This is a genomic window from Methylobacterium sp. WCS2018Hpa-22, assembly GCF_031843785.1.
GTDB lineage: Bacteria > Pseudomonadota > Alphaproteobacteria > Rhizobiales > Beijerinckiaceae > Methylobacterium.
Window position 1 is genome coordinate 1 of sequence record NZ_JAVTJA010000033.1, and the last position, 12,451, is coordinate 12,451.

General features: G+C 66.4%; 10 protein-coding genes. 8 read left to right on the plus strand and 2 right to left on the minus strand.

The annotated features are described in order from the left end of the window. The first annotated feature begins 447 nt into the window (after positions 1-447). From RQI43_RS24300 to rmf, 4 genes are all read left to right on the plus strand, one after another. Positions 448-573, plus strand: a complete 126-nt coding sequence (locus tag RQI43_RS24300) for a hypothetical protein (RefSeq protein ID WP_311276874.1) — start codon at positions 448-450, stop codon at positions 571-573. A gap of 95 nt (positions 574-668) precedes the next feature. Next, positions 669-956, plus strand: coding sequence for a hypothetical protein (locus tag RQI43_RS24305; RefSeq protein WP_311276875.1), 288 nt, complete (start codon positions 669-671; stop codon positions 954-956). Between the two features lie 76 nt (positions 957-1,032). Beyond that, the gene (locus tag RQI43_RS24310; protein WP_311276876.1) at positions 1,033-1,368 is read left to right on the plus strand and encodes a hypothetical protein; all 336 of its coding nucleotides are present in this window, start codon (positions 1,033-1,035) and stop codon (positions 1,366-1,368) included. 77 nt (positions 1,369-1,445) lie between these two features. After that, the gene (gene rmf, locus RQI43_RS24315) at positions 1,446-1,634 is read left to right on the plus strand and encodes a ribosome modulation factor (protein ID WP_082470600.1); all 189 of its coding nucleotides are present in this window, start codon (positions 1,446-1,448) and stop codon (positions 1,632-1,634) included. 31 nt (positions 1,635-1,665) lie between these two features. Here rmf and RQI43_RS24320 read toward each other — a convergent pair whose 3' ends face one another. Then, complete coding sequence (locus tag RQI43_RS24320; RefSeq protein ID WP_311276877.1) at positions 1,666-1,917, minus strand: hypothetical protein; 252 nt, start codon at positions 1,915-1,917, stop codon at positions 1,666-1,668. A gap of 236 nt (positions 1,918-2,153) precedes the next feature. On the opposite strand from RQI43_RS24320, the gene RQI43_RS24325 reads away from it, so the two are divergent. From RQI43_RS24325 to RQI43_RS24340, 4 genes are all read left to right on the plus strand, one after another. Continuing rightward, positions 2,154-2,816: an HAD family hydrolase gene (locus RQI43_RS24325; protein ID WP_311276878.1), complete on the plus strand. Its 663-nt coding sequence runs from the start codon at positions 2,154-2,156 to the stop codon at positions 2,814-2,816. A 140-nt stretch (positions 2,817-2,956) separates the two neighbouring features. Next, on the plus strand, positions 2,957-3,409 hold the full coding sequence (locus RQI43_RS24330; RefSeq protein WP_311276879.1) for an anaerobic typically selenocysteine-containing protein: 453 nt from the start codon (positions 2,957-2,959) through the stop codon (positions 3,407-3,409). 231 nt (positions 3,410-3,640) lie between these two features. Then, positions 3,641-5,467, plus strand: coding sequence for a M10 family metallopeptidase (locus RQI43_RS24335; protein WP_311276880.1), 1,827 nt, complete (start codon positions 3,641-3,643; stop codon positions 5,465-5,467). Positions 5,468-6,025: 558 nt separating this feature from the next. Beyond that, positions 6,026-7,939 (plus strand): methyl-accepting chemotaxis protein, encoded by a 1,914-nt coding sequence (locus RQI43_RS24340; RefSeq protein WP_311276881.1) that lies wholly within the window; start codon positions 6,026-6,028, stop codon positions 7,937-7,939. A 121-nt stretch (positions 7,940-8,060) separates the two neighbouring features. On the opposite strand, the gene RQI43_RS24345 is transcribed toward RQI43_RS24340, so the two are convergent. Further along, on the minus strand, positions 8,061-11,816 hold the full coding sequence (locus RQI43_RS24345; protein ID WP_311276882.1) for an AAA family ATPase: 3,756 nt from the start codon (positions 11,814-11,816) through the stop codon (positions 8,061-8,063). Positions 11,817-12,451 lie beyond the last annotated feature (635 nt).

Below are 12,451 nucleotides of genomic sequence, written 5' to 3' on the forward strand. Positions count from 1 at the left end.
CTCATGAAACTACGAATCTGGGGGTCAGAGGTTCGAATCCTTTCGGGCGCGCCAACACTTAGCTAGGTTTCCAGTCTAGCTGAAACTTCCAGGAGCCATGCCACGGGTAACACCGCGAGCGCCCTGGGGAATTCACCCTACCCTATCTCATTCTTATCCTGCTTCATCGTTCAAGCGACTGACTCGCTGTCTGATCGATTCGGGCGTGCCTTTCCGTGCTGCGCCGTTCGGGACGGATGAAACCAAGGCTATTCTGACGCTTTGATCGATTGCGATCCGCCACCGGTAGGCGATCGTTGGCGAACGAAGCCGAAGGAGGGAAGGGTGCCGAGACGTGTCGCGGAGCTGAGGGGAGATCCGGCATTCGGTCAGGCCGTGCATGCGGTGCGGGGAGCCGCGAGTGTCTTAAGCGGACGTGCCGTTACGCAGCAGGAAGCGGAGCTGCTGGTGAGCTTCGCACTTGCCGCCTATGCGAATGCGGGCGGTCTGACCGAGCCCAGCCTGAGCCGCCTTTCGCAATTCTCGAACACGCTGCCGTCCGAGGAGAAGTTCGAGACCCTGCTGAAACACTGATGTGGTTTCGAGACTTGTCGAGCCAAGCGACAGAGGCCGGCTCTCGTCAAAGAGCCACCTCGCAAGATCCGATCTCCAACATCAGGACGCTTTCCGTGCAGGATACACCCGAAGCCGATAAGGCCGCGCGCGACATCGCGGAGAACGTTCTGGCTGCCTATGTCAGGCAGGTGAATTCGCGGATTCACCCGGGCGTCGAGCAGACCCTCGTCACGCGTCTGGCCGAGGCCATCCGTCCCCGGCTGGATGCTTCGGCGGAAGACCTTGTTGCGATCGCCAATGCGGTACTCGACGATGTCGAGTTGACCGCCCCCGAGATGCGCGGACCCAGGATGACATCCCTGAACCCGATCGACAGATCCTTCACTGCGGCTTTGCGCTGACGGTCGGCGAAGCCGGCGAGAAGCGTCCCGCGCGTGGGGGCATGGTCCGAGCACCTGACGGGGGAGACCATCTGCCATGAACCGGAGCCGGGATACCTCCTCCACCGCTCTGGATGTGGTTGGCCGGCTGTCGGAGGTCTCGCGGCTCGCGGGCCAGCTGGCAGACCGTGTCCTCGGCGCCCAGATCGCCAGTCAACCCATTCCCGAAGCGCAGATCCATGCGCTGCTCGATGCCGCCATCATCCTCGATGCCTCTGCGATGAAGCTGCCACCGCTGCTCGAGCAGATGATCGGCAAGGTCGAGGATGACGAGAGGGACAATCCGGCGGCGGGTTGCAAGGCCGATGGTGCGGGGGTGGACGCCGAGCGCCAGGCTTGGCCGTCGCCCCACTCCGAGGGGACAAAGGGCTGAGAGAACCCTTTGGTCGCGGGATCATCGACCGGTTTGTCCGAGTTGACCGATCACACCCATAGCACGGAGGCAGTTCCATGGCCGACATCCGTCATTCGCGCCCCGACCCTATCGAGCAGGGCGCGCAGGCCCGCATCCATGGCCATCCCAAGGATGCATGTCCCTATCCTCGCGATAGCGAGGAGCGTTTATCCTGGATGGAAGGGTATGACGGCACGCCGCGCGAGGAAGAGTCGGCCCGACCATCGTACGAAAGGCGTCTTTGAGCGGAAGCCAGTAACAAAGCGCGACGGACGGTCAGGCTGCCGTCCGCGCCTCGTAATAGAACGCGGCAATTTCATCGATCAAATCGCGCTTCTGCTCATCGATCAAATCCGAAAGGATGTCGTCACCTTCCCGGTCGATGGCCGATAACAGGCGGATGTCGGGGAAAACTCCCTCGAACGTCACCAGTACTTCCGCCTGGGCGTAGGGATCATGGGGGTCGAGACAGTGATGGCTCATCATTGGGCAAACGGCGCTCACTTCGGTCAAGAACGAAAATGCCATACACGCGGTCAGCCCAAGATAATATATAGCATGATAATGCTTATTCGCGCATCGGGGCGGCACGCCGCCACGCTCTGACCCATTTTGGAGGGGAGCGGCGGCGCGTCGGATACCGCAACGCTGCCCCCGTTTCGACCGCAACGCGACCCCCCCTTCGACCGCCATCCATCGGTCCTTGGCCTCGGTCCGGCGGAACGGCGCATCCTCCCGATGGTTGTCGGCGCGGAGGGCCACCAATGCGCGCAGTGATTTTCGATATCGACGGGACGCTGCTCGACAGTGTCGATCTGCATGCCCAGGCCTGGGTCGATGCCTTCGCCCATTTCGGGGTGGAGACCGATCCCGCTCTGGTCCGGCGCCAGATCGGCAAGGGCGGCGACGAGCTGATGCCGGTCTTCCTGCCGCCGGATCGCGTCGCTCGCGAGGGCGAGACGATCGAGGCTTACCGCTCCGACCTGTTCAAGCGCGAGTACCTGGATCGGGTGCGGCCGTTTCCCGGGGTGAGAGCTCTGTTCGAGCGGATCAGGGCAGCGGATCTACGGATCGCCCTGGGGTCTTCGGGCAAGCAGGACGAAGTCGAGCATTATCAGGAGTTGCTTGGCATCGCCGACCTCGTCGACGTCGTTACGTCTTCGGATGATGTGGAGCGCTCCAAGCCCCATCCCGACATCTTCGAATCGGCCCTGAAGAAACTCGCGCCCCTCGAACCTCGATCGATCGTCGTGGTCGGCGATACGCCCTACGATGCGGAGGCCGCGGCCAAAGCCGGTCTCTCGACGATCGGCGTCCTCTGTGGTGGCTTCCCCGCTGCGGACCTGTCGAAGGCCGGCTGCATCGCGATCTATCGAGACCCGCAGGATCTGCTCGCCGGTTTCGATCGCTCTCCCCTCGTCGCCTGACATCGCCCCATCGGTCCGACACTCCGTCTGAGCGCAGGTCAGGGGCTCGCTTCGTCGCAGCCTGGAACAGGGGCGAGTGGTCGTTCTTATCAGAATGACGCTGCGCGCCGCCTGGATGCGAAGTAACGGAGCCAATAAAGATGATGACGATTCGTCGAAGCCTTGCCGTAGCGGCGGCCGTACTCATTGCGGGTCCGGCTTATTCCCAAAGCAAGCCTCTGGCGCCACCGGCAACCGATGCGATGCCGCCGGTCGAGCTGACGGTTGCACTCGAGAATGGAAAGCCCGTCTGCAGTCCGGCCGAGTTGCGGCTGCCTGCCGACACGAATGTGGAGCTTCATATCGTCAGCACGGCGAACGCGCCCGTAACGATCACCGCCGAGGGCCAGTTCGAGAACGCCAAGGTGCTGCACGCGGATGGCGACCTCGTCCACGTCATGAGCGAGAAGGGCTACACCGTGAAGCAGAACGGCAAGGGCATCCTGCGGCTGCGGACGATGAAGGCGGGCGAGACCGCCTATGGCTGCACCAGCACCCGCAATGCCGACGCCCCCTTCGTCGGCAAGCTGATCCTGACGCCACCCGCCGGATGACCAGATGGAGCTCCGGCTCAAAGCCGGGCGCCGTCATCCTCTTGGCCGGCTGCCCTGCCCCTGGCAACTCTTCGGAGATCAGCCTGTCCGGCCACCATTCTCAGTGTCGTTAAGCTATGTCTTAACCGGAAAGCCTCAAGAACCCAGTCTTGAGCGCTGTCGATGCGAGCCATCGCCCTGACCGGCCATCACGGCGCGAACAATCATGCTCGATTGTGAAGGCGCGAGACAATGGCCGTACCGGGTTCAGCACAAGCCAGCCGCAGCGACGGTAAGACAGCCCTGCTACTTCAGTTTCAGGATCGCGACGGGACGTATCATTTCGCCGGCGACGATCATATCGATGGTGTTCTGATCGGGTCGAAATGGACAATCGGCACGCTGACCTACAGCTTTCCGACGAGCGGGAGCTTCTACGAAGGGTCCGGCTACGAGAGTACCAAGGGGAGTGTCCCGGACCAGAGTGGCGACCCCGTCTATCACCTGCCGTTCAACCCACAGCAGCAGGACGCGACGCGCTACACGCTCGATCTCGTTGCCTCCTACACCAACCTGAAGTTCCATGAGATCACCGAGACCGCGACGACCCATGCCGAGCTGCGCCTCAGCCAGACCTCTTGGATCGATGAAGAATCGGCCCACGCCAATTTTCCGTCGAGCAATCTCCAAGCCGGGGATGTCTGGTTCGGAACCTATACCGACCAGCCGTTCTACAGTGTTCCGGCACTGGGAAACTGGGGGCAGGCAACGAACATGCACGAGATCGGGCATGCGCTCGGCCTGAAGCATGGCCATCAGGATTATACATACGCGCCCTTGAATGCCGAACTCGGCCTTGCCGGCAGCCCGCCCCGCTACGGTACGGCGGCGCTTCCGCTGGAGAAGGACGGACAGGATTGGTCCCTGATGACCTACCGGTCCGACCCGACCAATCTCGGCGTCTCATTCGAGGGTGAGGGATTCAACCAGCCGCAGACCTACATGCAGGACGACATCGCCGCCCTGCAGTTTCTCTACGGCGCCAATTTCGCAACCAATAGCGGAAACACGACCTATCGCTGGGACACCAAGACCGGCGAGCTGTCGATCGACGGAATCGATCAAGCCGCTCCCACCGCCAACAAGATCTCGATGACGATCTGGGACGGCAACGGCCGCGATACCTACGATCTCTCCAATTATGCGACCGCCCTGGACGTGGATCTGCGCCCGGGGGCCTTCTCGACCTTCTCCGCCGCGCAACTCGTGAACCACCAGGCCTATAGCGGCGGTGACGCGATTGCGGTCGGCAACGTCGCCAACGCGCTCCTGCACCAGGGCGACCTCCGCTCCCTGATCGAGAACGCCATCGGCGGCCGGGGGCATGACCGGATGGTCGGAAACACGGCCGACAACCGCCTCGACGGCGGTCTCTCCTCCGACAAGATGTTCGGCCTGACCGGGAACGACACCTACCTCGTCGACAATGGGCGCGACGTGGTGGTGGAGTGGGCCGGGCAAGGGACCGACTACGTGCGGAGCAGCGTCTCCTACGCGCTCGGTGAGAATGTCGAGCACCTGATCCTCATCGGCAATGCCGCGACGAAGGCCACCGGCAACGATGTGGCGAATGCGTTGCGCGGTAATGCGGGCGACAATGCCCTCAATGGCGGGTCCGGACGCGACCGGCTCTACGGCAACGACGGTGCTGATACGCTCCTCGGCGGCCTGGGCAACGACCGGCTCGAAGGCGGCGCCGGCAACGACAGGCTCTATGGCGGTTGGGGCAACGACGTTCTCATCGGCGACAGGGGCGACAACGTCCTGATCGGCGGGCGCGGAGACGATCAGTTCTTCCTCGGCGCGGGAGCCAACCGCTCGGTTTTCGACATCCATTCGGGACACGACACGCTGTTCGATTTCAGCGCCTCGAGCGGTGATCGGATCGATCTCTCCGGGCAGAGCTATGCCGTCGGCCGATCCTCCGACGGCTATGCCCTGCTCACCCTGTCGGGCGGCGGTACGGTCGAGCTCGACCATATCCGAGTCTCGCAGGTCGATTCGGGTTTCTTCGTCTGAGAACAGACCTCGCTGAGTCTGACTCATCGAGGCCTGCCCGCGCGACGGCGCGGGGGCGGTCGCGCGCCGGATCTCACTGATCCTGACCTATGGGTCAGGGTCGGTGAGACCGGGTATGAGGCCGTTCATGCCGCATGGTCCGCTTGCAAACCCCATCTCCCCATGGCGGCCGATTGCCCTCCAGCCCGGTCACTCGGCCGCCGACGCTTGTCCAAGGGCCTCTCAGGGAAAGGCAGCCGATTTCTCGCTGCTCTTCCACAACGATCGATAAAAGCCCCGCAATGCCAGGTGAGACCTGTTCGCTCTCTTCAGTCTACAAACAAATCGATGACTATCGCCGAATATTAGCCGTCACATAAAGTAAGAATTAATTAATACTTAAGCTTCGTGGGCGATATCGCGCTTGCACATGCAAATGGAGGGCGCAGTCTTCCATGGGTAAGACGGCAACGAATAGGCTATATAATGCGACTTAACAGGGCCGTGAAAGCAGCGATCTCTCGCAATACTCTCTTCGGAGGATTTTCCGGCGTCGCTTCCAAAGCGACGGCGTCGATCGTGATCTCCCTGTTCCTGGTCCTGATCTGCCTGTCGCTATACTTGTTTACGAGCCAGTCTCAGGAAGTCGAGAGGGCGGTCAGGCTGAGCGCGACCAATCTCGGAAACGCCGCGTCCCGGAACGTCAGCAATTGGCTGATCGGCAAATCCGACTTGGCGGAAATGGCGACCCAGCAGATCGTCAAGGGAATGGACGACCGTCAGATCGACAAGGTTCTGGGATCGCCGGCCATGACCAAGTCGTTCATTCTCAGTTCCTTCGGGGACGTCCGGGGGAATTACACGAAGATCCCGAAGGGCCCCATCAGGCCAGGATACGATGCACGCGAGCGTCCTTGGTTCAAGGCTGCGGTCGAAGCCGGGGGCGTCGCCATGACGGACCCCTATATTGCCGCCAGCACCCAGGAAATGACCATCACGATTTCAGCGCCGGTCTATGACGAGACGAAGGAGCTGTTCGGCGTGATCGGCAACGACTTCAGTGTCAATGTCCTTTCGAAGATGATCAACGAGGTCGATATCGGTGGTTTCGGCTACGCCTACCTGGTCTCGAAGACCGGAAAGATCCTCGTCCATTCAAAGGCCGAGCTCCTCGGAAAGCCGCTTTCCGACTTGGTCTCCGGACCCCTTCCGCCGATCGGACCGGCTTTCACGGAGGTGACGGAGGAGGGCCGCTCTACGCTCATGACCTTCGTTCGCGTGCCCAACCTGCCGCCCGCGATGGAATGGTACGTCGCCCTGTCGATCGATCAGGCCAAGGCGTTCGCCCCCGTCCAGCGCCTCAAGTTCGTGATGATCGTCGCAACGCTCTCGGCCCTGGTCATCATGGCCCTCGTCGTCAGCCAGCTCCTGTCACGCACGGTCGCCCGTCCGCTGGGAAGTCTCGTGAAGGTTCTGGAGCACATGTCCGCCGGTCACATCGACACCGAGATCGAGGCCGCCGCCCGGAACGACGAGATCGGCGCGGTCGGGAGAGCGGTGGAGGGCATCAAGACGATGGTCGCCCAGAAAGCCGCCGACGTGGCCGACCGTGATCGGATCGCCAAGGAAGCCGCTCTCCGGGAGCGCCAGAGCACGATGATGGCGATGGCCGACGATTTCGAGAGGTCCTTCAGCAGTGTCATCGGGCTCGTCGCCTCGTCGGCCACGGAGCTTCAGGCCACGGCCCAGACGATGACATCGGCCGCCAGGCAGACGGCCGGTCGGTCGACCACCGTGGCGGCGGCGGCCGAGGAGGCGGCGACCAACGTCAACACCGTCGCGGCCGCGGCCGAGGAACTGGGATCGTCCGTGCAGGAGATCGGCCGTCAGGTCGATGGCTCCGCCAATCTCGCGCAATCCGCCGTGTCCGAGGCCAGCGAGACCCGCCGTCTCGTGGAGGAACTGAGCGGCAGCGTCGCGCGCATCGACGCGGTGGTCGAGATGATCTCGACGATCGCGAGCCAGACGAACCTGCTCGCCCTCAACGCCACCATCGAAGCGGCGCGGGCCGGGGAAGCGGGACGCGGATTTGCCGTCGTCGCCGCCGAGGTCAAGGAACTCGCCAACCAGACGGCCCAGGCCACCAAGGAGATCTCCGGTCAGATCGCGCGTGTCCAGGGCTCCACCGAGCAGACGGTCCACGCGATCGGCGAGATCGCAGGCCGCCTCCAGGAGATCAATGGTGTCGCGACCGCCATCGCTTCCGCGGTGGAAGAGCAGGGGGCGGCGACCCAGGAGATCGTGCGGAACGTGGCCGAAGCGGCGGCCGGAACGAAGGAGGTGACCTACAACATCTCCGGCGTGGCAGGCGCCGCCGAGGAAACGGAAGCCGCCGCCGCCCAGGTGCTCGTCTCGGCGTCCGAACTCTCGCGTCACTCCGAGTATCTCTCGAGCGAGGTCAGCCGCTTCCTGGCGACCGTGCGGGCCGCCTGATCCCGAGGGCAACACGTCGTCGGGTTTGGACGGACGAAAATGGAAGGGGTGGGACGCCACTGGGCGGCGTCCCACCCCTCATGCCGTTGGAGGAGCCGGACGGCGCAGGCCAGACCCGGCCTCACCCCGCCCCAGCTTCCACGACACTCACCACGCTGCGGCCGTTGCCGCGTTTCTCCACCCGGACCTGCACGGCGATGCGCTCGATCATCGCCGCCACATGGGTGATGACGCCGACCTTGCGGCCACGGCCCTGGAGCGTCTCCAGGGCGTCCACGGCGAGGTCGAGGGTCTCGGCGTCGAGGGAGCCGAAGCCTTCATCGATGAAGAGCGTGTCGACGAAGGAATCGCGGCCCTCCAGACCGGACAAGGCAAGGGCGAGGGCGAGGGAGACGAGGAAGCGCTCGCCGCCCGAGAGGCTGCGGGTGGCGCGCACCTCCTCGCCCATGTCGCGGTCGACCACGTGGAGGGAGAGGTTGGCCGGGTCGCCGCGCACCAGCCGGTAGCGCGGGCTCAAGGCCAGCAGGTGCTCGTTGGCGAGCCGGACCAGATGCTCCAGCGTCACCCCTTGGGCGAAGAGGCGGAACTTGATGCCGCTGGCCGAGCCCACGGCGTCGTTCACCGCCTCCCAGACAGAGAAGTCGGCGCGTGCCTCGGCGATCGCCGCCTCCAGCCCCGCCGCGCGCAGGCGCGCCGCGTCGTCCCGTTCGAGATCGGCCGTGATGGCGCCGAGGCCCTGTTGATGGGCGGTGATCGTCTCGCCGAGGCCGGACGCCGCCGCTTGCGTGGCAGGCCCGTCGATCTCGGGCGCGTCGAGCAGGTTTGCGAGGTCGGCCCGCCGCGTGGCGAGGGCGGTCTCCGCTTCGCGGGCTTCCGCCATGCGCGCATCCACGGCCAGGCGCAGGGAGGAGCGGATCTCCGGCGCGAGGGCGAGGGCCTCCCGCACGGCCTCGACACTGCGCGGGGCACAGGCGGCCGTGAAAACGGCATCGGCCTCCTCGCGCAGCCGCCGGGCCGCGTCGCGGGAAGAGGTCCCGTGCTCGGCCGCCGTCACCGCCGAGGCAAGGGCGGCGAGGGCGGCGGCGCGGGCCTCCTCCGCCCGTTTCAACGCATCGCGGGCGCGCTTGCGCGCGTCGTTGGTCCGGGTCCGATGCAGGCCGGTCTCCTCGCCACCGAGGAGGGGCGCGCGTTCGGCCCGCAGCTCGGCGAGCTTTTCGGAACGGGCCAGCACCTGGCGTCCGGCCGCGTCCGCGGCGGCACGGGTGAAGCCCAGGGCCTCGACCGCGCCGGCACGACGCGACGCGAGGGCCTGGACCTCCCGCTCGAGCTCGTCGCGCTGCCGGTCGAGGGCGCGGTGCACGGCAGCGATCTCGGCCACGCGCTTGGCCGCGCCGGCCCCGTCCCGGTCGAGATCGGCCAGCGACAGGCCGGCGCCCGCCAGATAGGGCGCGATCTCGCGGGCGAGGGAATCGAGCCGCTCCGTATGGCCCGAAACGCGGACCGTCCCGCCGTTGGCGGTGAGTTCGGCGAGGCGCAGGGCCTCGCGCTCGGCGACGCAGGCCAATTCCGCCGCCTCGATCTCCCGGCCCCCGGCCTCGATCCGCGTCGCGACGGCGTCGATCTCGCCGCGCAATGTCCCGGCCCGCTCCAGCGCGGCCAGCAGCGGCGCGCGTGCGACCTTGAGGGCGTCGATCAGGCCCGTGAGCATGGACACCGCCTCGGCATCGAGCCTCGCCGGGACATGTCCGCCGACCGCCGCGTCGCCATGGGTGGCGAGGAGGTGCGGGTGGAGAAGCGCATAGGCGGCGTTGGCGCGGTCCAGCGTCTCGATGGCGGCTGCCGCTGCCTGCTCGGTATTGCTCAACCTCGCACCGGCGGCGGCGCGTGCCGACGCTGCCTCCGCCTGGGATTGTCCGGCGGCGGCGATGGCCGCATCCTGCTCGGCACGTTGGGCCTTCAGCGCCGCCGCCACCCGCCCGAGCCCATCCTGATCCTGGTCCCGGGCATGCGGGTGATCGGTGGCGCCGCAGACCGGGCAGGGCTGATGCTCGATCAGCAGGCTGCGCAGATGGGCGGCCTGCTGCGAGACGGCCTCCTCGGCCAGCTCCGCCAGAGGGGCGACGGCCTTTCGCAGCTCGACCGCGCGGGCCTGCCGGGCGGCGGCCTCCTCCCCGGCGAGCCGCGCGGCCTCCAAGGCCAACCTCGCGGATTCCGCCTCTGTCCGCGCCCTTTCGAGGGCGAGGGACGCCTCCGCGTGGCTGCGCGCGAGGGGCAGCGCCTCGCGCAGCTGCTCGGCGAGCCGGTCGATCGTGCCCGAGCGCGCCCGTGCCGAGGCCTCGCCGACCTGTTCGAGCTCGGTGCTCAGCGCTGCCCGGCGCTCGGCCGCTTGCGTCCGCGCCGCCTTCGCCTGTGTGATCGCCCGGTCCCCCGTGGCGATCGATGCCGAGAGGCGGGAGGCCTCGTCCGTGGCCTTGCGGAGATCGGCCTTGGCCTGGGCCAGTTCCGCGCCGAGGCTCGCGCGCTTGGCGAAGAGCTGCTCGGCCTCGTTCGTCCGATGGGCGAGAAAAGCCCCGCCCGTATCGGCCGCGAACCGGGCGGCGACGTCGCTGCGCGCGGACGCCGCCGCCGCGTGACTGGCATCCAGATGGGCCAGCGCCGTCTGTGCCTCCAGAGCCTTCGCGTTGGCGGCGTCGGCCGCCTCGGCGGCAAGGGCGGATTCGGTGGCGGCCTCGCCGATCCGGGTGTCGAGTTCGGCTGCCCGGGTCCAGACTGGCCCCAGCGCCTTGAACCCGATCTCCGACGCCTCGTCCGCCTTGGCGGCTTCGTCATGAGCCTCCCGCGCGGCTTCGGCCCGCGCTTCGGCCTCGCCGCGCGTCGTCAGGGCCAGTGCCAGGGCGGCTTCGGCGGCGGCGAGATCCCGCTCTGCCCGAGCCGCATTTCTCGCCGGCTCGCGAAGGGGCTCGACCGCGTCGAGCTCGGCCAGGCGAAGGCTGTCGGGCCGATGGATGTCCAGGGCCTCGCGCGCCAGGGCGAGGCGGGCTTCGGCCGCCGCCACCTGACCCCGTGTGTCGGCGATGCGCCGTGCATGGGCCAGCGCCGCGTTCAGTTCCGCCAGACGGCCGGACAACTCCGCCACCTCGGCGAGGAGCCGCGCCCGCTCGGCGTGTTTCTCCGCCCGCGCCGCCTCGTCGAGGAGGCCGACGGCGTCGCGATGAGCCTCCAGCTCCTTCACCTTGGCGCGCTCCGCCTCGGTGCCGGCATGAACCCGTTTCGAGATCTCGGAATAGATCGCCGTGCCGGTGATCTTCTCCAAGAGTTCCGCGCGCTCGCCCTCGGCGGCGAGGAGGAAGGCGTCGAACTCCCCCTGGGCCAGCAGGACGGTGCGGCGGAACTGGTCGAAGGTGAGGTCGGTGAGGTCGCAGATCGCCGCGTCGACGAGGCCGGCCTTGCTGTCGCCGACGGAGCTCCCGTCCGCCAGCCGGGTGAGGGAGCGCGTCTTGTTCTGGAGACGGCCATTGGCCTTGCCGCGCGCCCGGTAGACCGACCACCGCGCGCAGTAGCTCTGCCCGTCCCGGCCGATGAAATCGACCTCGGCGAAGCCCTCCGTCGCCCCCCGCCGCAGGATCGCCCGCTCGTCGCCGATGGTGATGGGATCGCCGCCGGGATCGGGCGCGCGCTCGCGGCCGCTCGTGGCGACACGCGGATAGCGCCCGTAGAGCGCGAGGCAGAGGGCGTCGAGGATGGTCGACTTGCCCGCCCCCGTCTCGCCGGTGATGGCGAAGATCCCGGTGGCGCCGATGGGGCCGCCGGACAGGTCGACGGAGAAGGGAGCCGCCAGGCTCGCGAGATTTTCGCCGCGTATCGCCAGGATGCGCAAGGGTCGTGGCCTCGTCTCAAGAAGTCAGGGGGATGCGGGGAAGGGTGTCATAGCCCAGGATGACGAGCGGACGAGGGTGATGCAGACGCCGCGCAACGATGTCCACACGCGGCGGGATGGCGGCAGGGCTTCGATCGCGGGTGAACGGGATTTGGCATGACACTGAACAAGCCACGTCGTCATTCCGGGTCCGCATCGCGGAGCCCGGAATCGAGAGCCGCTCCGTGGGCTCGATAGGGCACGCCCGGCGGATCTGGCTCGCACGCCTTTGGCGCGGCCATCCGGGGCCGGGCTCGCTTTCGGCGCTCCGGAATGACGGCGCGGGTGCCAAAATCGGTGTGAACGGTCCCGCAGACCGGATGGCATCGACCCGAATTCGGAGCTCTTGGGATGGCGGACGCGCAAAGTCGCTCATCTTGACTGCGCCCCCTCGGAGAACGCCGGGAGGAAACGAGCGGTCTCTTCGGAGGAGATAACGAGATCGAAGAGTGCGGCGTCTGCCTCGTGCCGCGCTTGGAAGCTCTTCGGCGCCTGTCATGAGGCCACATCTCACGACCTTATCGCCGACGACCCATCCGCAATCCACCGAGGCTGTGTGAGAACGCATTTGCGGCCTGGAAAGATCTGACAGCGCA